The sequence below is a fragment of the Microbacterium sp. CH-015 genome, assembly GCF_049707015.1.
Lineage (GTDB): Bacteria > Actinomycetota > Actinomycetes > Actinomycetales > Microbacteriaceae > Microbacterium > Microbacterium aurum.
Genome location: NZ_JBNAFJ010000001.1, coordinates 789,867 through 809,186, shown reverse-complemented (window position 1 = coordinate 809,186; position 19,320 = coordinate 789,867). Strand labels below are relative to the sequence as shown.

Below are 19,320 nucleotides of genomic sequence, written 5' to 3'. Positions count from 1 at the left end.
TCAGCGGTCGCGGCGAGGCGTCCGCGGCTGATCCATCCCGAGCAGCACCCGCGTCTTGCGGCGCTCGATCACGATGAAGATCCAGCCGAGCACCCACAGCGGCACCATCGTGAGGAAGGCGATGCGGAACGCATCGAGGCGGTAGGTGTCGGGCGTTCCCGCGCCCTGCAGGTCGAGCGCGAGGCCGATCGCGAAGATCGCGATGAGGGCGGCGAGGAATCCGCCGACGTTGGTGATGCCCGTCGCCGTGCTGAGCCGGTGCGCCGGATTGTGCGTGCGCGCGTGGTCGAAGGCGATCATCGACGCTGGGCCGCCCATCGCGAGCCCGAACGCCAGCACGTACAGCAGCCACAGCGGCGCGGGGCCGGGCCAGGCGATGACGGCTATCCAGACGACGAACTGCGTCGCGATCGCCGGCAGGACGAGCGCGCGTGAGCGCAGGTGCGGGATGCGGCGCGACAGGTCGCCCATCACGGGGCCGAGCACCATGCTGATCAGGACGTAGGTCGACAGCACCGCCGCGGCCTGCGTTTTGGCCAGGCCCTCGCCCGCCGTGAGGAAGGGCATGCCCCACAGCAGCACGAACGCCGTGCCGGCGAAGGGGGTCGTGAAGTGCGACCAGAAGGCGAGGCGGGTGCCCGGGTGCGCCCAGGCGGCGCGGATGCCGACCCCGGTGTCCATCGAGGATCGCACGACCCGGATGGCTCCGGTGTTCGTGTCGACGGTGACATCGGCACCGACCTCGGGCGGGTGATTGCGGATGAACGCGTAGACGAGGATCGCGAAGAGGATGCACAGGCCCGCGATGCCGCCGAAGACGACCTCCCAGCTCGTGGCGTGGAGGAGCGCGGCGAGGGGCGCGAGCGCGAGCAGCTGGCCGGCCTGGCCGACGAGGCCGGTGAGCTGACTCATGAGGGGACCGCGCTGAGTGGGGAACCAGGTGGCGATGAGGCGAAGCACGCTCGGGAAGACGGCCGCGTCGCCGGCGCCGAGGAGCGTGCGCGCGAAGATGGCGACGCCGACGCTGGGGGAGAAGGCGAGCGTGAGCTGGCCGAGCGCCATCAGCACCATGCCGATCGCCATGACCGGGCGGGCGCCGTAGCGGTCGAGGAGCAGGCCGACAGGGATCTGCATGCCGCCGTAGACCGCGAGCTGGACCACCGCGAACATCGACAGGGTCGCGGCATCCGCCCCGAACCGCTCCGCCGTGTCGATCCCGACCGCCGACAGCGAGCTGCGGTTGACGACGGCGAGCATGTACGCCGTGACCCCGACACCCCAGATGAACCATGCCTGCCAATTCGGTCCGGGAGAGGATCTGGTCAGGCGCACCCCTCCACGCTACTCGCGTCCGACGGGCGCTCGCGGCGGGCCGTTCAGCCGTTCGCGCTCACCGGTTCTCGTCCTCGTCGGCGAGGTCCAGGAGGTCACGCGGGGGCGGATCCGCGATCTGGGACGACTCCGTCACGTCGCGGGACGGATGCGTCGGACGCAGCCGTCCCAGCTCGATGTCGGAGTACGGATCCGAGGCATAGAGCTCACCGGATCCGGCCGGGCGGCGCGGGCCCTCGAACACGAGACGGAGGATGAGCACAATGAGGAGCGCGGCCGGCAGGATGATCCAGGCGATGGCGCTCCCGCCTAAGACGACGGATGCCGCGTACAGCCCGACCGCGACGATCAGCACCCCGATCGTGATGACGTTCCTCCAGCGCAACCACCACATGGCATCACGGTACCGCTGTGGATCGACACGCGGTGGCGCGATGTCGGCGGCATCCGTGATCATCCTCGAGGTCCCCACAGCAGCAAACGAGCGAGCCCGCCAACGTGCAGCCCACGAGGGTTGTGGCTGTACGAGCTGACATAATGTGCATTATCAGCGTTACCCATCGGCGTCGCAGAACGTGGAATGACGGCATCTCGTCAGGATCATCCGCCGCCACCAGGCGCCTCCGATCCACCCCGTCGATGTCGGAGGCCCTCACCACAATGGGAGGTATGGAAGAGATGTTCGCGTCGGTCCCGAGCAGTGATGGTGACATCGCCGTGCTCGCGGAGATCGTCGCGGATGTCGAGGCGGTGCAGGCGCAGCTGACGGCCGCGCAAGTCGCCGAGATGCGGGCGTTGGCGCGCGCGGGCCAGCTCGCGGAGAAGCAGGCCGCCGGCTCCCGCGACACGGTACGGGTACATGACATGGCCCTCCGGTCGATCGCGGCCGAGCTCGGCGGGGCCACGCGGGTCACCGATCGGACGATGCAGACCCGGATCGGCGAGGCCCGCCTGATCGTGGAGGGATACCCCTCCGCCCTCGCGGCGTGGGAGGCCGGCCGGATCACCCGCGGACACGTCCGCGCGATCGTCGACGCCGGAACGGTCGTCCCCGTGGAGCGGCGCGGCGAGTACGAAGCCGCAGCAATCGAACGGTGCCTGCACGACACCCCGAACCGTGTCCGCCCCGGGCTGGAGATCCTCGCCGAACGCACCGCGGAACGCTCGTTCACCGACCGTCACCGGGAGGCCGCGACCGGCCGGAAAGTCCGCCTCATCCCGGGACGGGACGGCATGTCCACGGTCATCGCGGATGTCCCGACTGTCATCGGCGACGGCATTCTCGACCGCCTCACCCAGCAAGCACAGACCATCATCGACACCCGCGACGACACCAGCGTCGACGCGGTCGAGCGGGACCGCCGTGGGATCGACGAGGTCCGCGCCGACGTGTTCGCGGACCTTCTGCTGGCCGGCGCCCTCGCCCTGGACCCCACCGCGACCGGCGACGCCCCCGGAACCCTCGGCACCATCCGCGCGCACGTGCAGGTCATCGTCCCCGCGCTCACCCTCCTCGGCACCGACGACGGACCCGCCGACCTCGTGGGACGCTCCCCCATCGACGCCGACACCGCACGCTGCCTCGCCGCGAACGCGCCTACGTGGGCGCGCATACTCACCGACCCCGTCGACGGCACCGTCCTCGCCGTCGACCGCTACCGCACCCCCTGGCCCCAACGCCGCTTCCTCCAAGCCCGCGACCAGCACTGCCGATGGCCCGGATGCCGACGCGCCGCCATCCGCTGCGAAATCGACCACACCATCGACGCCGCCAAAGGCGGCCCCACCGCCCTCTGGAACCTCGCCCACCTCTGCCAACGACATCACTCGATGAAGCAGTTCACACCCTGGAAAGTCCGACAAGTGTCGGGTGGGGTCCTGGAGTGGACCTCGCCCACTGGACGGATCTACCGCGAAGACGCCCCCGCACCACCCGTCGCCTTCATGCCGGCATACACCGGCGACGCACCCTTCTGAACCGACGACCCGCCGCGCCACAGGAACGCATCGCCGCGCATACGCGACGCGGTGGCCGAAGTTCCGTCGCCGCAGTTCACTCGCCGCAGTTCACTCGCCGAAGTTCGTCCCCCGAAGTTCAGCCTCCGAACTCGGCCGAGAGCACCAACGGGGTGTGATTGGCGTTGCAGGCGACGGTGACGCGCCCGAGTGCGGCCTCAGTGCCGGCCATCGATTGACCGGGGACGCGGCCCGTCTCGGCGAGCGCCGTGGACATGCTCTCCAACTCGACCCGGATGCCGGAGCTCGACCCCGCGGCGAGCGCAGCGAGCTCCTGCGTCGCGGCATCCACACGCGTCCGCCACTCGGTCTCATCGAACGCTCCATCGGGGTCGCGCATCCGGCGAGGACGGCAACAAGCGCGACAAGCGGGGTCAGAGCACAGACAGAGCGGAACGACCTCATCGTTCCTGTCTATAGGTCTCCTCGTCGCCCTGCCCACGCCGTTCTCGTCCGGGCCGAACGCAATAGCCTCGAAGGATGCTGGACACGCTCACCGGGTTCGTCGTGGTGGGCGTCGCGATCGCACTGGGCTGGATCCTCGGACGCATCGATCTGCTGGGTCCGCACGCGCGGCACGTGCTCAGCCGCCTCACCTTCTTCGTCCTCTCGCCGTTCCTGCTCTTCGTCGTGCTCGCGCAGGCCGACGTGCACACCCTCTTCTCCGCGCTCCTGCCCGTCTCCGCGATCGCAGCCGTCGCCGTGTTCATCGTCTACGCCGTCGTCGCCCGCTTCGTCTGGCGCCGGGGCGTCGCCGAGACCCTCATCGGAACGCTGTCGGCGGGCCAGGTCAACTCCAACAACATCGGCATCCCCCTCTCGCTCTACCTGCTCGGCAGCGCCGCGTACCCCGCCCCGGTGATCCTGCTGCAGCTGCTTGTGTTCACCCCGGTCACGATGGCGATCTTCGAGGCGGTCACGAGCGGACAGCGCCGGGCGATTCCGATCCTTCGGCGCACCGTCACCAACCCGATCGTCGTCGGCTCCGTGCTCGGCGTCCTCGTCTCCCTCTCCGGCATCCGCCTGCCGCCCATCGCCCTCGATCCGCTCCAGCTCATCGCCGACGCCTGCGTGCCCGTGCTGCTGATCAGCTACGGCATCTCGCTGCACGGCCAGCGCATCCTCGGCCCCTCCGGGCGACGCCGCGACATCCTCCTCGCGTCGGTGCTCAAGCTCGCGGCCATGCCCCTCGTCGCCTGGGTCGTCGCCGCGTTCGTCTTCCACCTCTCGCCGCACGATGTCCTCATCGTCACGGTGATCGCCGCGCTGCCGACCGCGCAGAACGTCTTCAACTACGCACAGCGCTTCGACGTCGGCGAGACGATCGCCCGCGACACCGTCTTCCTCACCACCGTCGGCTGCGTCCCGGTCCTCCTGCTGATCGTCACCCTGCTCGGGTGACCGCGGCGGGCCACTCCCCCCGCGTCCCGCGTCAATCCGCGTGGCGCGAGCGCATCGGCGCTACTCTGGATGTACTCCCGCACAGGAATCTCCCAGAAAGGGCGACATCATGACAACCGCATCTTCCACCGAGCGGTCCGCCACCAACGGCGTCCGCACCGCGCTCGGCCTTGCCGGCGTCCTCACCCTCATCGCTGGAATCCTCATCCTTGTGTGGCCCGGGCAGACTGCTGCGGTTGTGACTGGCATCCTCGCCATCTATGCAATCGCTGCTGGACTCGTGTACGCAGGCCTAGGGATTTTCTCCACGGAGAAGGGTGGATGGTCACGCATCGGCCACATCGTTCTCGGACTGCTCTTCATCGTTGCTGGCATCGTCGCGTTTTCTAACTGGCAGGTAACCACCGCGTTGCTCGCTGTCTTCGTGGCGATCATGATCGGCATCACATGGATCGTCGAGGGCATCGTTTCCCTGTCGACACTTGGGGATGCATCGTCCAAGGTCTGGACGATCATCTTCGCGGTCATCTCGATCATCGCCGGAATCTACCTGCTGTTCTCGCCCCTCTGGGGTGCGATCGTCCTATGGTGGCTTCTCGGCATCATGTTGATCGCGATGGGCGTTGTTAACGTCATCCGCGCCTTCTCGTTCGGCAAGTAATCCCGACATCAGCACAGCGCCCCGCGACCGATCCGGTCGCGGGGCGCTGTGCTGAGATGACGGATGCCGGGGCTCACTCCCCGCCGAACGAGCTCACGTCGCCGACGAGTCGCGTGTTGCCGGCCGGGATCGGCTCGACGGCGGCGAGAGCGACCTCCGCCGCGAACTCCGACACGTTGTAGAGCTTGCCGGCCGACTCCCGGCGTCCGGCGATCGCGCCGGGGTTGGCGCGCTCGAGCAGAGTCGCGGTGATGGTGCCTTCGATCATGTCGCCGGAGACGACGACGAAGCCGACCCCCTGCTCGGCGAGGGCCGGGATGCGCTCACGCAGCGCGTCCTCCCCGGCACGCTTGGACAGCGCGACCGGCTCGTACTCCGGCATCGTCGGGGTCGTGCGGATGAAGTGCGCCTGGTGGCTCGTGACGAACACGACGCGCCCGCCGTCCGGAAGAAGGGGAAGCGCGGCGTCGAGCACGTTCAGCTGCGCGTCGCGGTTGAGGACCAGCGCGTAGTCCTCGCCCATCCCGCTCTCCATACCGCCCGACGCGTTCAGCACGAGCAGGTCGAGCGACCCGAACGTCTCCTTGACGGCCGCCATCATGGCGGCGACCGACGCCGCGTCGGTGAGGTCGGCGCCGACGACGAGCACCTCGACGCCGAGCTCTCGCAGCTGTGCGGCGAGCTTCTCGGCCCGCGGCGCCTTGTTGCGGAAGTTGATGACGACGTTCGCCCCGCCCTCGGCCAGGTAGCGCGCCGTGTCGGCGCCGATGCCGCGCGAGGAGCCGGTGACGAGCGCCGTCCTTCCGGTGAGAGTTCCGGCGGGAATGGGCTGGGTCATGAGCGGTCTCCTGCGGTGGATCGGGTCGCCCGCACAGTCGCGGCGACCCTCCGACCCTACCAACGGGCCGGTGCGGCCGACGGAATGTTAGTGTGCACGAAGAGGGCGCCGAAGGAGCACACCATGTTGCCGGATCTGACGCAGTACATGTGGATCGCCTGGCTCGTGCTCGCGCTGCTGTTCGTCATCATCGAGCTGCTGACACTCGAGTTCACCTTCCTCATGCTCGCCGCGGGCGCGCTCATCGGCGGCCTCGGCGTCAACCTCCTCGGTGGTGAGTGGTGGCTGCAGGTGCTCGCCGCCGCGGCCGTGTCGGCGTTGCTGCTGTTCACCATCCGTCCCCTGCTGCTGCGCGCCCTGCACCGCTCATCGCGGCTGCATCCGACCAACGTCGATGCGCTCTACGGCATGGCCGCGCGCGTCACCTCGCCGTTCGTCGATGGCCGTGGCTACGTGCGCCTCGACAACGGCGAGCAGTGGACCGCTGAAATTCCCGACACCGTCGCCGTGCCCGAGCCGGGCTCGCGCGTCGTCGTCACCGCCGTCCGCGGCGCCACCGTCGAGGTCGCGCCCGCAGCCGTCACCCCGGAAAGGAGCACCGACTGATGGTCGACGTCGGAGCGTTCGTCGGACAGATCTTCGTGGTCGTTCTCCTCATCGTCATCGCGATCTTCGTGATCGTGGTGATCTTCCGCTCGATCCGCATCATTCCGCAGGCCTATTCGGGCGTCGTCGAGCGTCTGGGGCGCTATCAGCGCACCCTCTCCCCCGGCCTGAACCTGCTGGTGCCGTTCATCGACCGGCTGCGCCCCCTCGTCGACATGCGCGAGCAGGTGGTCTCGTTCCCGCCGCAGCCGGTGATCACCGAGGACAACCTCGTCGTCTCAATTGACACCGTCGTCTACTTCCAGGTGACGGATGCCCGGGCCGCGACCTATGAGATCGCGAACTACCTGAGCGCCGTCGAGCAGCTGACGACCACGACCCTCCGCAACGTCGTCGGCGGTCTCAACCTCGAAGAGGCGCTCACCAGTCGCGACAACATCAACGGCCAGCTGCGCGTCGTCCTCGACGAGGCCACCGGCAAGTGGGGACTGCGCGTCTCGCGCGTGGAGCTGAAGGCGATCGATCCGCCCCACTCCATCCAGGACTCCATGGAGAAGCAGATGCGCGCCGAGCGCGACCGCCGCGCCGCCATCCTCACGGCGGAGGGGTCGAAGCAGTCGCAGATCCTGGAGGCCGAGGGCCGGCGCCAGGCGGCGATCCTCGGCGCCGAGGGCGACAAGCAGGCCGCGGTGCTGCGCGCGCAGGGTGAGGCGGAGGCCATCCAGATGGTCTTCCACGCGATCCACGCCGGCGCGCCCGACGAGAAGCTCCTGGCCTATCAGTACCTGCAGACGCTCCCGAAGATCGCCGAGAGCCCTTCCAGCAAGCTCTGGATCGTCCCCAGCGAACTGACCCAGGCTCTTCAGGGCATCGGCGAAGCCTTCGCCGGCCGCGCGCCCGCCGGTCCGGTGCCGACCCCCGGTGCCGCTGACGACGCCGCCCCCGCGGCGCCCGCGGCGACGTCCGCACCGTCGGGCACTCTCAGCGAGGCGGCGAACGCCGCCGTGGCGGCCGCGCGCGAGGCGGCATCCGCTGCCGACGACATCGCGTCCGAGGCGACCGACCGCCTCTCGTGACGCACCCGTGGTTCTCGGCGAGCCCGGCGCCGCGCGTCCTCGCCCACCGCGGGTTCGTGCCGCCGGACGCTGACGGGGTCGTCGAGAACACCCTCGCCGCCTTCGCGGCCGCCCACGGCGCCGGGGCCGCCTACGTCGAGTCGGACTGCCATGTCACCTCCGACGGCGTCGTCGTGCTCTTCCACGACGACGATCTCACCCGCATCACTGGAGACCCCCGGCCCGTCGCCGACGTGCGCCACGCCGAGCTGTCGCGCATCATGGCCGACCGCGGCGGCCTGCTCACCGCCGCCGACGCCCTCGACGCGTTTCCGACGCTGCGCTTCAACCTCGACGTGAAAGTGGCCGCCGCCGCCCTGCCGCTCGGACGCATCATCGCACCGCACGCCGACCGGGTGCTCGTCACGAGCTTCTCGGACAGCCGGCGGCGCACCGCGTGGGAGGCCGCGCAGCGTGCGGGAGGGCTCCCCGCCACCTCGGCCGGTCAGGCGACGATCGTGCGGATGCTGGGCGCCGTGGCATCCGGTTCGCGTGTCCTCGTGCGGCGCGCACTGCGCGGAATCGACGCCGTCCAGGTGCCCGAGCGGCGCGGCGCGCTGCGCATCGTCACCCCCCGCCTGGTGCGGGCCGCGCACGCAGCCGGCGTCGAGGTGCACGTGTGGACCGTCAACGATCCGGCCGCGATGACGCGCCTGCTCGACCTCGGCGTCGACGGGCTCGTGAGCGATCGCGCCGACCTCGCCTTGCGCGCCGTTGCGGCGCGCCGCTGACACCGCGCACGCAGCCCAGAAGCCCTGAGCATCCGCTGTGAAAGGCGCCCGGCCGGCATCCGTTCGGATGATGCACACAGGCGCGCGCGTTATACCTGAGACGACGAGAGGACCACACAATGGCAGATCGCAGCCTGCGCGGCATCCGACTCGGCGCCTCCAGCCTACAGAGCGAGGAAGGCGTCGTGTTCCATGAGCGCGCCAACCACACGTACGTCTGCACCCAGTGCGGACGCGAGACCGTTATGACCTTCGCGGCCGACGCCGAGCTGCCCGAGGCCTGGGAGTGCCGCACCTGCGGCGCCGAGGCCGTCCGCCGAGTCGGCGACTCGGTTGTCGAGATCGACCACTCCGGCGACAAGGTCGCACGCACCCATTGGGACATGCTGATGGAGCGCCGGACGATCCCCGAACTCGAGGAGCTGCTCGAAGAGCGCCTCGCCCTGTTGCGCGCCCGTCGAGGCGCCGAGGGCGACGCCCGCCTCAGCGCCTGACGGTCGCACCGACCGCGTGACGCCGGTCTCCCCCCTGATTCACACCACGGGAAGGCCGGCGTCTTCGGCGTGCCTGCGGCGCCGCCGGACGAGCAGCGCCACCACGGCGAGGGCGACCACGCTCCCCCACCCCAGAAGACTCTGTATCGCGGCCCCCGCCACCATTCCCGGCGTGAGCCCCGTCCGCAACGGCACGTCGGTGACCATCGCCCCCGGTTCGTCTGCCGGCAGCGCGTCGACCGTGACGCCGTCGGGGCCGATGACCTGGCTCGTCCCGACGGTGGACAGGTTCACGACGGCGCGCCCCGCCTCGATCGCCCGCATCCGCGCGAACGCCAGCTGCTGCAGGTTCTCATCCGTACCGCGGAAGTCGGCGTTGTTGGTCTGAAACATGTAGACCTCCGCGCCGGCGAAGGCGCCGTCGCGGATGACGTCGTCGTAGATGACGTCGAAGCAGATCGCGAGCCCCACCCCGACGCCGTCGACATCGACGAACGGCGCCGCGGTGCCGGGCGTGTACTCCCGCTGGATGAGACCGATCAGGTCGGGCGCGAGGAGGGAGAAGAACCAGCGATCCGGGACGTATTCCCCGAACGGCACGGGATGCCGCTTGTCGTACGTCTGCGTCGGGTTGTCGGCGCCGGCCTGCCAGACCAGCGACGAGTTGAAGTACTGCTCCCCGCGCTGGGTGACCGCGCTGATCAGGAGCGGCGCGTCGATCCGCGCCGACAGCGCATCGAGCGTCCGCGCCACCGAGGCGTTTGCCGTGGGGTCGGCGTCCACGCTCCCCTCCGGCCACAGCAGCACGTCGAGATCCTCGTCCTCGATCGGCTCCGTCGCCGACAGCTGCGAGCGCAGCACATCGTAGGGCTCGCGTTCGTCGAAGTAGCCCGCTGGGCCGTTCCCCTGCACCGCACCGACGCGGATGCTCCCGGCATCCGTCGTCGGGAACTGCGGGAGGGCGAGCAGCAGCACCAGCGTCGCGGCGACGGGCAGGATGCCGCGCCACGCCGTCGAGACGGCACGCAGGCGGCCGGTGCGCACGAGTTCGACGGCAGACGCGCACGCGAAGACGATGAGGAAGGACAGTCCGCTCATCCCGGTCCACGACGCGACGTCGGCGAGCGGCGATGACGCTTGCGTGACCGCCAGGCGTGCCCACGGGAATCCGCCGTAGGGGAACGTGCCGAGCAGTTCCTCGCGACTGACCCACAGTCCGGCCACGAGCGCCGGGAGCGCCACCAGCCGGCCCACGGTGCCCGGAGCGAGGCGCGGCAGCCAGCGGTAGGCGAGGGCGAGCGGCAGCGCCATGACCGCCGTCAGCGCGGTCTCCAGCGACGACAGGGCGATCCACGGCACCGGGCCGAGGTAGCGCGCCGTGAAGGAGAGATTCAGGAAGAACAGCGCCGCCCCGAACACCGCGCCCACGAGCACCGCCGCCCACGCGCGGCGGCCGATGAGGCTCACGAGCGCCAGCGGCACCGCGGCGAACACGACCGGCCACCGGCCGGATGCCGGGAACGCCGCCGTCAGCAGCAGACCGCCCGCGGCGGCGGCGAGTACCGCGGCCCACAGCGGCAGCAACGGTCGGGGGCGGACGGGCACGACGTCGAGTCTAACCCAGGTGGGTCAGAGCGAGCCGTAGGCGACGATGCCGCGGCGCACCGCGTCCAGCGCGCGGCGCGCGGTCACCGCGACCGGCGGGTCGGCGACGATCGAGAGTTGATCGAGCAGGTCGATCGTCTGCTTGCTCCACCGGACGAAATCGCCCGCGGCCAGGTCGGCCTCCTGCAGCACGCGGTCCAGGCTCGCGCCCCGTGCCCAGGAGTGCATCGCCTGCGCGAGTCCCGTCGCGACCGGCGCCGACCCGGGCAGCCGGTGATCCTGCTCCAGATCGTCCAGCCGCGACCACAGCGTCTGCGTCTCGCTGAGCGCGGCACGGAACGCTCCCCGCGGCAGCCCGTGCTCTCCGGGACCGGCCTCGTCGCGCCGCGGCTCGTAGACCAGGCAGCACGCGAGAGCCGCGAGCCCCGCCGGGTCGAGCTCCGTCCAGATGCCGGTGCGCAGCGACTCGGCCACCAGCAGGTCGCGCTCGCCGTAGATGCGCTTCATCGTCGCGCCGGCCGGGGTCAGCGTCGTCGTGCCGTCGGGCGCGACGGCGACGTACTCGAGGGCCGCGAGCACATCGACGACACGGTCGAAGATGCGGGCCACGGTGCCGGTGCGGGTCTGGATCTGCTGACGCAGCTTGTCGGTGTGCCGCCGCAGCTTCGCATACCGCTCCGCCCAGCGCGCATGCTTCTCCCGGTCGGGACAGCTCTGGCAGGGGTGACTCTTCAGGCGGCGGCGCAGAAACTCGATCTGCTCCTGCCGCTGCTGGCGCAGCTTCGGCGGCGCGGAGCGATCGCTCTTGCGCTCGAGGTCGGTGAGCTCGCGCCGCATGCGGGCGTACTCGGCGAAGTCGCCGCGGTCGCACGCCATGGAGTCGGCGTAGCCGGCGAGGGACTCCTCGGCATCCTTCACCTCGCGCGCCAGCCCCACGACGGCGCGGTCGGCCTGGAACTGCGCGAACGACGACTCGAGGATCTCGCGCGCCCGGGCGCGCCCGAACTGGTCGATGAGGTTGACGGCCATGTTGTACGTCGGGCGGAAGCTGGAGTTGAGCGGGTACGTGCGGCGCGAGGCCAGCGACGCGACCGCCTGCGGGTCGAGGCTCTCGGTCCACTGGATCACGGCGTGACCTTCGACGTCGATGCCCCGCCGCCCGGCACGCCCGGTGAGCTGGGTGTACTCCCCCGACGTGATCGCCACCCGCGCCTCGCCGTTGAACTTCTCGAGCTTCTCGAGCACGACCGTGCGGGCCGGCATGTTGATGCCGAGCGCGAGCGTCTCGGTCGCGAACACGACCTTCACGAGCTTGCGCTGGAACAGCTCCTCGACGATCTCCTTGAACGCCGGCAGCAGCCCCGCGTGGTGGGCGGCGATGCCCCGCTCCAGGTTCTCGCGCCACTCCCAGAAGCCGAGTACGGCGAGGTCCTCGTCGGGGAGCGTCCCGGTGCGCTCGTCGACCACGCGGCGGATCTCGTCGCGCTCCTCACGGTCCGTCAGCCGCACGCCGGCGCGGCGCACCTGCTGCACGGCGCCCTCGCAGCCCGCGCGGCTGAAGATGAAGAAGATCGCCGGCAGCAGGTTCGCCCGCGCGAGCAGCTCGACCACCTGCGGCCGGTCCATGCGCTCGATCCGCTGCATGTTCGCACTGCGCACCGGCCGCCGCCCGCCGCGCTGCGGTCGCCGGGCACCGCCGTCCCGTCCCCCCTGGGACCGGTACTGCTGCGCCTGACGGTTGTTCTCGTAGCGCGCGCCGCTGCCACCGCGGATGCGCATGAGCTCCTGGTTCACCTGCGCCGTGGCGATCCCGGCGCGCTCGTCGAACAGGGGCAGCAGGTCACCGCGCACCAGCACGTGCTGCTCGAGCGGCACCGGGCGGGTCTCGGAGACGATCACGGCCGTGTCACCGCGCACGGTGTCGAGCCAGTCGCCGAACTCCTCGGCGTTGGAGACCGTCGCCGACAGCGACACCAGCCTCACGTCCTGCGGGAGGTGGATGATGACCTCTTCCCACACCGCGCCGCGGAACCGGTCGGCGAGGTAGTGCACCTCGTCCATCACGACGTAGCGCAGGCCCTGCAGCGCGGGCGAGTCCGCGTACAGCATGTTGCGGAGGACCTCGGTGGTCATCACGACCACACGCGCGTTGCCGTTGATGTTGGTGTCGCCGGTGAGGAGCCCCACCTCGCTCTCGCCGTAGACCTGCTGGAGCTCCCGGAACTTCTGGTTCGACAGCGCCTTCATGGGCGTCGTGTAGAACGCCTTGTCGCCGGGGCGGAGCATCGCCAGGTGCACGGCGAACTCGCCGACGATGGTCTTGCCGGCCCCGGTGGGCGCCGCGACGAGCACACTCCGACCGTCCTCCAGCGCCTGGCAGCCGGCGATCTGGAACGGGTCGAGGTCGAAGCGCTGCGCGTCCGCGAACGCGGCCGTCAGCGGGTGCGCCTGTCGCAGCTGGGCCTGTGCGAACCGCGCGGCGGGATCGCTCACGCGCCGGCCTTGGGTGTCTGGGTGGGCGCGTCGGCGGGCGCGAGTCCCGCGGCGGCGTCACGTTTCGCGCGGCGCCGGTCGAACAGCATCGACAGACCCGCGGCGGCGAAGAAGAGCACGATGAGGATGCCGGCCAGCAGCAGCATGCTGACGATGTCGGCGGCGGGGGTCGCGAGGCCGGCGAACACCACCGTGATGAGGATCGCGACGCGCCAGCCCTTGAGGATCGCCTTGCCGGTCATGATCCCGGCGAGGTTCAGCGCGACGAGGAACACCGGCAGCACGAACGAGACGCCGACGACGACGATGAGCTTGAACACGAAGTCGTAGTAGTACTTCGCCTCGTACATGTTCGCCGCACCCTCCGCCGAGAACGACGCCATGATCTCTACGATGTGCGGCATGATCAGCCAGCCCACGAAGCATCCGGCGAAGAAGAGCGGCACGGCGGCGCAGACGAAGCCGACGGTGTAGCGGATCTCCTTGCGGGTGAGTCCCGGCATGAGGAACGCCCACAGCTGCCAGATCCACACCGGCGCCGAGAGGATGATGCCGACGACGAAGGAGATCCGCAGCCGCATGTCGAACGGGCCGGTGATGGTGGAGTACATGAGCCGGACGATCGCGGCGGGGTCCTCCCCGCGTCGCTCCGCGACGATGCGGATGGGCTCGGTCATCGCCCAGATGATCCAGTCGGTGAGGAAGAACGCGATCACCATGCCGACGACGAGCGCGATGGCGGCGATCACGAAGCGGCGGCGCAGCTCCACCAGGTGCTGCCCCAGCGACATCCGCTTGTCATTGCGCGGGACGTCGTCCGCCCCGACCCGAGGACGAGCGGCTGTGGACACGGGGTGTCAGGACCGGGTGTCCGCCGTGCCGGCGGGGCCGGCGGTCGTGTCCGTCGGGGGCGTCTGCAGCGGTGCGGGCTCGGCGGCGGGCGCCGGGGCGACGGATGCGGCGGTGCCGGCGGCCGCATCGGCGGTCTTGTCGTCGTCCTTCATCGCCTTCATCTCACCCTTGAAGATGCGGGCGGACTGTCCCATGCTCTTGGCGAGCGCCGGGAGCTTGGCCGCGCCGAACAGCAGCAGGATCACGATCAGGAGAATCCACAGGTGCGGACCCGCGAACAGATTGCTGGGCATGGGGCGTCCCCTCGTCGAAGCGTGGCACAAGTCTACCCGGCGGTCCCGCCGACGCGGTCAGCGGTACTGGGCGAGCCCCGCTTCGGCCCAGGCGGCCGCCGCCTGGCGCGCCCCGGCGGGGGCGAGCACTTCGAGCTCGCCGCCCAGACGCGCGGCGACGCGCTTGAGGCTGCGCTCGTCGCCGACGCGGATGCGCGCGGTGCGCACCGCCGAGGCACCGCCCTGCTCGTCGACGACGACGTAGTCGGCGAGGAGGGGCGCCGCCGCGGCGCGGTAGCGCACATCCACCTCGACGTCGCCGGCGGACGCCTCGAACAGGGCGGGGGCGACATCGTCGCCGTGGGTGCTGGGGATGTCGGTCAGGCGCACCTGCGAGACCCGGTCGAGGTGGAATGTGCGCATCGCCTCGCGCAAATGGCACCAGCCCTGCAGGTACCACTGACCGCCCGCGATATGGACCTTGACGGGGTCGACGGTGCGGGTGGTGGGCGCGGCATCCGGCGCCTGGTAGGTGAACGAGACCGCGACGCCCTCGCGCAGCGCCTGCGCGACGGCGACCCGTACGTCGTCGACGGCCTCGGGCGCGACGATGACCTCCGCCGGTGTCGCGGCGGCGCCCCGGGCGAGCTTCGCCAGCAGCCCTTGCACGATGCCGCTGTCCCCGACGCCGGGCAGGGACGCCGCGACCTGCAGGCCCGCCAGCAGCGCCGCCGCTTCGCGGGCGCTCAGACGCGGTGTGCGCTCGAGCCCCACGGTGTTCGTGATGACGATGAGGTCCTGCTCGTCGAGCAGATCCCAGTCGATGTCGAAGAGGTCGTTGGCCATCTGCCAGAATCCGCCCTCACCGGGCAGGCCGATGACGGTGAGCTTCTCGACCATGCCGCGCATCTGCTCGGGCGTGACGTCGAACTCGTCCGCCGCCTCGGTGAGCGACACCTCGCCCTTGCCGATCAGGTACGGCACGAGCTGCAGGATGAGCGCGGCGCGGTCGGTCGCCGGCAGCGGCTTGCGTGCGCTCACGACGCGCTCCCCCGATCGGTGTGCGCCGCGAGGGCGCGTTCCAGCCGCGCGATCACCTGGGCGCGCAGGTCTGCGGGTTCGACCACCCGCACCTCCGGCCCGTACGAGGCCAGTTCGTCGGCGAAGATGTGGACGTCCACGTAGGGCACCTCGATCCCCTGCCCCGCCGGTTCGGCGCGCCGGCTCAGCCGCAGCGCCGCCTCGGTGCCCGGCGCGACCTCGAGCAGCGCGCGCTGCCGCGCGGCGACCTCGGCGAGGCCCGCGAGCGCCCGATCGCCGGCGTCCTCGCGGCGGGCGAGATCGAACGCGGTCTTGGTCACGGTGACGCCGGAGGAGATGCGCGAGAGGAGGAAGGTGCGGACGTCCTGCGCGCCGAGGTCGAAGCCGTACACGTGCCAGCGCGCCTCGTACTCCACGAGCGCGTACGGCTCGATACGACGGCGCGTCGCGGCATCCTCCCCCGCCTTGAGGTAGTCGAACTCGACGACCCGGCCCTGCTCGATCGCCCGCTGCAGCGGCGCGAACGACGCCTCGCGGAGATTGATGCGCGGCGAGTAGCCGATGATCGGCGCGTCCACCTCGATGCCGAGCGCGCGGATCTTGCGGAGTCCGCTGCGGGCGTCGGCAGACATCGAGCTCTCGCTCCAGACGCCTCCGGCCAGGTTCAGCACCGCGAGTTCCGCCGGCGTGAAGTCGATGTCCGCGGGCAGTTCGTATTCCGCCGTCGGAATGCGGTAGCGCGCTTCGCGCAGATCATCGGGGTCGGCGTAGTCGCCGATCGTCTCCACGGGGATGCCGAGCGAGCGCAGGTTCTCCTTGTCGCGCTCGAACATCTTCTCCAGCGCATCCTTGGACGCGCCCGCCTCACCCTGCTCGCGATAGCCGGCGACCGACGACAGGATCGCCTGCTTGGTGAGCCCCTGCTCGGTCGCCATGAGCGCGACGACGAGATTCACCAGGCGCTCTTCCGGCGCGGCACGGGTCGTCTCGGTGGCCACCCGACCATCCTAGGTGTCGGCTGTGCCGCCGGTCAGGAGGATGCGGGCGCGTCGATGCCGAGGATGTCGATGACGAAGACGAGCGTCGCGTCACCGGGGATCGTGCCGCTGCCCTCGGCTCCATAGCCGAGCTCCGGCGGGATGACGGCGAGGATCTGCGACCCCACCGTCTGCCCCTCGAGGGCCTGGGCGAACCCGGGCACGACGCCGTTCATCGTGACGGCGACCGAGGCGCCCTTCTGCCACGACGAGTCGAAGACCTTGCGGTCGGCCCAGGTGACGCCGGTGTACTTGATGCGGATGCTGTCGGCATCAGTCACGACGGCGCCGTCGCCCTTCTTCAGCACCTCGACGACGAGGTCGGCGGGCGGATCGGCGTCCGGCATGATGATGCCGGGCTCGCCACCGGGCGCCAGCACGACCGAGGGCATGCCGCGGCGGTCGTTGTACTGCGGCACGCCGTTCGCCGCGGCGAGGTAGACCTTCTGGACGTCCATCGCGACCACGATGGTGTCGTCCTCGCTCAGGCCCCAGTTCTGCGCCGCGTCCGTCGACAGGGCCGTCGCGGGCACGGCGCCGACGACGCGCGAGCCTTCGCGAGCGCACATCATCATGTCGGCGAGGCCGTCGTAGTGCTCACGCCAGTAGCCCACCGTGTTCACCTGCGGGCCGGCGCTCAGCAGGCTCTCGCCCGTCGCGCCGTCGACGATCGTGACGCTGAAGGCGAGGTCCTGCGCGTCGGAGGTGATGGCCATCCCCTCGCCCACCGTCTCGTCTTCGGCGACTGTCTCGGGCACGAAGACCGGTGCGTCCAGCGACACCTGCGCCGCACCCGGCGCACCGGAGACGTGCACGGCGTCGAGGACGCCGGTGTCGGCAGCGGGACGCGCGCACGCGGCGGGCAACGAGGCCGTCGCACACCCGGCGAGGGTCAGAGCGGACAGGCCGAGGACGGCGAGAACAGCAGGGATCCGGCGACGCACCGGATCAGTCTACGTCGTCCGTCGCACGCTCCCCCGCCGCCGCGGTGCGCGCCCCATCGGCGGCACGCTGGGCCTCGCGGACGCGCTTGCGGAGGTTCTTGTCGGTGATCTCGCGGTCGCCCACGGCGCCCGGGGTCCACAGTTCGACGTCCTCGTCGGCGTATGACGGCTTCTTCAGGGCGCGCTTGCGGACATCGGGCGGCACCGCGCCGGGAGCCAGCCGCCGCGCCGTGATGAGGAAGCCGGTGTGCGCCACCATCCGGTGGTCGGGCCGAACCGCGAGCCCCTCGACATGCCAGCCGCGGATCATCGTCTCGGTGGCCTCCGGGTCGGTGAACAGCCCCGTGCCGCGCAGGTACTCCGCGACACGGCTGAGCTGGGTGGCGGTGGCGACGTAGCAGAGCACGACGCCGCCCGGGGTGAGGGCATCGGCGACGGCGTCGATGCACTCCCAGGGGGCGAGCATGTCGAGCACGACACGGTCGACGGATGCCGGGGCCACCGCGTTCGGCAGCTGATCGACGAGGTCGCCGACGACGACCTGCCACGCCGTCGGGTGGTGGCCGAAGAAGGTCTCGACGTTCGCTTCGGCGACCTGCGCGAACTCGTCGCGCCGCTCGAAGGACACCAGCCGGCCCGCCGGACCGATCGCGCGCAGCAGCCACATCGACAGCGCGCCGGAGCCCACGCCGGCCTCCACGACGGTGGCACCCGGGAAGATGTCCGCCGCGGCGAGGATCTGCGCAGCATCCTTCGGGTACACGATCGCCGCACCGCGCGGCATCGACATGACGAAGTCGCGCAGGAGCGGCCGCAGGGCGAGGTACTCGTGCCCGCCGGAGTTCGTCACGACCGAGCCGTCGGGCTGGCCGACGATGCTCTCGTGGCGGAGGACGCCGTGATGCGTGTGCAGCTCACCGCCGTCGCGCAGCGTGACGGTGTGCAGGCGCCCCTTGGGGCCCGTCAGCTGCACGCGGTCGCCGAGGCGGAATGGTCCGCTGGGACGCAGGTCGGCCTGCGCGGCGGGCTGGGCGGGCTGGGCGGGCTGGGCGGGGTCGGCGGGGTCAGCCACGGTCATCGGTGTCCTTCGGCGGGAGCGGGCGGGGTGGGGCGGGCGGAGTGGAAGGCGGCGATGTCCGCCGTGGTGCGGCCGGCGAGGGTCGGCCACAGCGCGTGGGCGCCGGCGCCGACGAGCGACACCATCAGCGGCACGCCGATGGTGGGAACCCCGGCGGCGACGGCGGCGCGGACGCCGGTGGGCGAGTCCTCGATCGCGACGGCGTCGCGGGGCGCGATCTCGAGGGCCTGGCAGGCCTGCAGGTAGGCGTCCGGGTAGGGCTTGGGTCGCGTGGCGTCGTCGCCCGACACGATCACCTCGAACGTGTCGCCGAACGGGGCGACGACCTGTTCGGCCATGCGCCGCAGCGACATCGTCACCAGCGCGCACCGCACGCCGGCCGCCCGCAGGTCGGCGAGGAGTTCGGCGGCACCGGGCCGCAGCGGGTTGCCCTGCTCGGCGATGGTCTGCGTGACCCGCTCGGTGAGGTGGTCGATGATCTCGGACGCGGCCATCCGCACGCCTGCGGCCTGCAGGATGGTCGCCGAGCTCTCCAGCCCCTGGCCGACGAGGGTCAGCGCCTGCTCGTGGGTCCACGTGCCGCCGAACGATTCGACGAGCGCCGTCTCCGCGGCCATCCAGTACGGTTCGGTGTCCACCAGGGTGCCGTCCATGTCCCACAGGACGGCGGCGGGAAGGGCTGCGCTCACCGATTCATGTTACCGGGGGCGTCCCCGGTGCCCGCCCGGCCAGCCCCGGCCTGCCCGGCCAGCCCCGGCCCCCTCCCGCTCTCAGCGCGTATCGTGGGGGGATCGGTTCACCGAC

At 70.8% G+C, this 19,320-nt stretch carries 20 protein-coding genes; 7 read left to right on the top strand and 13 right to left on the bottom strand.

The genetic code is table 11. The annotated features are described in order from the left end of the window. Together ACPYN4_RS03815 and ACPYN4_RS03810 are read right to left on the bottom strand one after the other, a co-directional pair. Positions 1-1,257 carry an MFS transporter gene (locus ACPYN4_RS03815; protein WP_239282050.1) on the bottom strand — a complete coding sequence of 419 codons (1,257 nt, stop codon included), beginning with the start codon at positions 1,255-1,257 and terminating at the stop codon, positions 1-3. 133 nt (positions 1,258-1,390) lie between these two features. Next, positions 1,391-1,726: a hypothetical protein gene (locus ACPYN4_RS03810; protein WP_424445640.1), complete on the bottom strand. Its 336-nt coding sequence runs from the start codon at positions 1,724-1,726 to the stop codon at positions 1,391-1,393. Between the two features lie 284 nt (positions 1,727-2,010). Here ACPYN4_RS03810 and ACPYN4_RS03805 point away from each other — a divergent pair, with 284 nt between their 5' ends. Continuing rightward, positions 2,011-3,309 carry a DUF222 domain-containing protein gene (locus ACPYN4_RS03805; RefSeq protein WP_424445747.1) on the top strand — a complete coding sequence of 433 codons (1,299 nt, stop codon included), beginning with the start codon at positions 2,011-2,013 and terminating at the stop codon, positions 3,307-3,309. 118 nt (positions 3,310-3,427) lie between these two features. Here ACPYN4_RS03805 and ACPYN4_RS03800 read toward each other — a convergent pair whose 3' ends face one another. Next, positions 3,428-3,688 carry a hypothetical protein gene (locus ACPYN4_RS03800; RefSeq protein ID WP_287269452.1) on the bottom strand — a complete coding sequence of 87 codons (261 nt, stop codon included), beginning with the start codon at positions 3,686-3,688 and terminating at the stop codon, positions 3,428-3,430. Between the two features lie 140 nt (positions 3,689-3,828). Between ACPYN4_RS03800 and ACPYN4_RS03795 the strand changes: the two genes are divergently transcribed. Together ACPYN4_RS03795 and ACPYN4_RS03790 are read left to right on the top strand one after the other, a co-directional pair. Then, positions 3,829-4,749 carry an AEC family transporter gene (locus ACPYN4_RS03795; RefSeq protein ID WP_239282027.1) on the top strand — a complete coding sequence of 307 codons (921 nt, stop codon included), beginning with the start codon at positions 3,829-3,831 and terminating at the stop codon, positions 4,747-4,749. A gap of 109 nt (positions 4,750-4,858) precedes the next feature. Further along, a complete protein-coding gene (locus ACPYN4_RS03790) occupies positions 4,859-5,410 on the top strand; it encodes an HdeD family acid-resistance protein (protein WP_239282026.1) in 552 nt (183 codons plus the stop codon). Positions 5,411-5,483: 73 nt separating this feature from the next. Here the strand turns inward: ACPYN4_RS03790 and ACPYN4_RS03785 are convergent, their stop codons facing one another. Continuing rightward, on the bottom strand, positions 5,484-6,248 hold the full coding sequence (locus tag ACPYN4_RS03785; protein ID WP_239282025.1) for an SDR family oxidoreductase: 765 nt from the start codon (positions 6,246-6,248) through the stop codon (positions 5,484-5,486). Between the two features lie 123 nt (positions 6,249-6,371). On the opposite strand from ACPYN4_RS03785, the gene ACPYN4_RS03780 reads away from it, so the two are divergent. The 4 genes from ACPYN4_RS03780 to ACPYN4_RS03765 all read left to right on the top strand — a co-directional run bounded on the left by ACPYN4_RS03780 (position 6,372) and on the right by ACPYN4_RS03765 (position 9,194). Beyond that, the gene (locus ACPYN4_RS03780) at positions 6,372-6,854 is read left to right on the top strand and encodes an NfeD family protein (protein ID WP_239282630.1); all 483 of its coding nucleotides are present in this window, start codon (positions 6,372-6,374) and stop codon (positions 6,852-6,854) included. Continuing rightward, a complete protein-coding gene (locus ACPYN4_RS03775) occupies positions 6,854-7,930 on the top strand; it encodes an SPFH domain-containing protein (protein WP_239282628.1) in 1,077 nt (358 codons plus the stop codon). Before ACPYN4_RS03780 ends, ACPYN4_RS03775 begins: the two co-directional genes overlap by 1 nt. After that, entirely contained in the window at positions 7,927-8,700 is a 774-nt protein-coding gene (locus tag ACPYN4_RS03770) for a glycerophosphodiester phosphodiesterase family protein (RefSeq protein WP_239282626.1), read from the top strand. The genes ACPYN4_RS03775 and ACPYN4_RS03770 overlap by 4 nt, the downstream gene beginning before the upstream one ends. Before the next feature lie 119 nt (positions 8,701-8,819). Beyond that, a complete protein-coding gene (locus ACPYN4_RS03765; protein WP_239282623.1) occupies positions 8,820-9,194 on the top strand; it encodes an RNA polymerase-binding protein RbpA in 375 nt (124 codons plus the stop codon). Positions 9,195-9,233: 39 nt separating this feature from the next. Here ACPYN4_RS03765 and lnt read toward each other — a convergent pair whose 3' ends face one another. The 9 genes from lnt to ACPYN4_RS03720 all read right to left on the bottom strand — a co-directional run bounded on the left by lnt (position 9,234) and on the right by ACPYN4_RS03720 (position 19,205). Then, entirely contained in the window at positions 9,234-10,799 is a 1,566-nt protein-coding gene (gene lnt, locus ACPYN4_RS03760) for an apolipoprotein N-acyltransferase (protein WP_239282621.1), read from the bottom strand. Between the two features lie 24 nt (positions 10,800-10,823). Continuing rightward, on the bottom strand, positions 10,824-13,292 hold the full coding sequence (locus ACPYN4_RS03755) for a DEAD/DEAH box helicase (RefSeq protein WP_239282619.1): 2,469 nt from the start codon (positions 13,290-13,292) through the stop codon (positions 10,824-10,826). Further along, entirely contained in the window at positions 13,289-14,083 is a 795-nt protein-coding gene (gene tatC, locus ACPYN4_RS03750) for a twin-arginine translocase subunit TatC (protein ID WP_239282617.1), read from the bottom strand. The genes ACPYN4_RS03755 and tatC overlap by 4 nt, the downstream gene beginning before the upstream one ends. A 66-nt stretch (positions 14,084-14,149) precedes the next feature. Continuing rightward, complete coding sequence (gene tatA, locus ACPYN4_RS03745) at positions 14,150-14,437, bottom strand: Sec-independent protein translocase subunit TatA (protein ID WP_084202006.1); 288 nt, start codon at positions 14,435-14,437, stop codon at positions 14,150-14,152. Between the two features lie 57 nt (positions 14,438-14,494). Beyond that, entirely contained in the window at positions 14,495-15,457 is a 963-nt protein-coding gene (locus ACPYN4_RS03740; RefSeq protein ID WP_239282613.1) for a helix-turn-helix transcriptional regulator, read from the bottom strand. Beyond that, on the bottom strand, positions 15,454-16,455 hold the full coding sequence (locus tag ACPYN4_RS03735; RefSeq protein ID WP_287269466.1) for a helix-turn-helix transcriptional regulator: 1,002 nt from the start codon (positions 16,453-16,455) through the stop codon (positions 15,454-15,456). The genes ACPYN4_RS03740 and ACPYN4_RS03735 overlap by 4 nt, the downstream gene beginning before the upstream one ends. Before the next feature lie 32 nt (positions 16,456-16,487). Beyond that, on the bottom strand, positions 16,488-17,438 hold the full coding sequence (locus ACPYN4_RS03730) for an FKBP-type peptidyl-prolyl cis-trans isomerase (RefSeq protein WP_287269469.1): 951 nt from the start codon (positions 17,436-17,438) through the stop codon (positions 16,488-16,490). 4 nt (positions 17,439-17,442) lie between these two features. Further along, positions 17,443-18,516, bottom strand: coding sequence for a tRNA (adenine-N1)-methyltransferase (locus tag ACPYN4_RS03725; protein ID WP_424445639.1), 1,074 nt, complete (start codon positions 18,514-18,516; stop codon positions 17,443-17,445). After that, positions 18,513-19,205 carry an HAD family hydrolase gene (locus tag ACPYN4_RS03720; protein ID WP_424445638.1) on the bottom strand — a complete coding sequence of 231 codons (693 nt, stop codon included), beginning with the start codon at positions 19,203-19,205 and terminating at the stop codon, positions 18,513-18,515. The genes ACPYN4_RS03725 and ACPYN4_RS03720 overlap by 4 nt, the downstream gene beginning before the upstream one ends. Positions 19,206-19,320: the final 115 nt, after the last annotated feature.

Excerpts from the sequence above, each read along its gene's own strand:
- ACPYN4_RS03790 (WP_239282026.1), top strand. The coding sequence starts at position 4,859 with ATGACAACCGCATCTTCCACCGAGCGGTCCGCCACCAACGGCGTCCGC.
- ACPYN4_RS03805 (WP_424445747.1), top strand. The coding sequence starts at position 2,011 with ATGTTCGCGTCGGTCCCGAGCAGTGATGGTGACATCGCCGTGCTCGCG.
- ACPYN4_RS03775 (WP_239282628.1), top strand. The coding sequence starts at position 6,854 with ATGGTCGACGTCGGAGCGTTCGTCGGACAGATCTTCGTGGTCGTTCTC.
- ACPYN4_RS03815 (WP_239282050.1), bottom strand. The coding sequence starts at position 1,257 with ATGCTCGCCGTCGTCAACCGCAGCTCGCTGTCGGCGGTCGGGATCGAC.
- tatC (WP_239282617.1), bottom strand. The coding sequence starts at position 14,083 with ATGTCGCTGGGGCAGCACCTGGTGGAGCTGCGCCGCCGCTTCGTGATC.
- ACPYN4_RS03780 (WP_239282630.1), top strand. The coding sequence starts at position 6,372 with ATGTTGCCGGATCTGACGCAGTACATGTGGATCGCCTGGCTCGTGCTC.
- ACPYN4_RS03800 (WP_287269452.1), bottom strand. The coding sequence starts at position 3,688 with ATGCGCGACCCCGATGGAGCGTTCGATGAGACCGAGTGGCGGACGCGT.
- ACPYN4_RS03810 (WP_424445640.1), bottom strand. The coding sequence starts at position 1,726 with ATGTGGTGGTTGCGCTGGAGGAACGTCATCACGATCGGGGTGCTGATC.
- ACPYN4_RS03795 (WP_239282027.1), top strand. The coding sequence starts at position 3,829 with ATGCTGGACACGCTCACCGGGTTCGTCGTGGTGGGCGTCGCGATCGCA.
- ACPYN4_RS03725 (WP_424445639.1), bottom strand. The coding sequence starts at position 18,516 with ATGACCGTGGCTGACCCCGCCGACCCCGCCCAGCCCGCCCAGCCCGCC.
- ACPYN4_RS03765 (WP_239282623.1), top strand. The coding sequence starts at position 8,820 with ATGGCAGATCGCAGCCTGCGCGGCATCCGACTCGGCGCCTCCAGCCTA.
- tatA (WP_084202006.1), bottom strand. The coding sequence starts at position 14,437 with ATGCCCAGCAATCTGTTCGCGGGTCCGCACCTGTGGATTCTCCTGATC.
- ACPYN4_RS03785 (WP_239282025.1), bottom strand. The coding sequence starts at position 6,248 with ATGACCCAGCCCATTCCCGCCGGAACTCTCACCGGAAGGACGGCGCTC.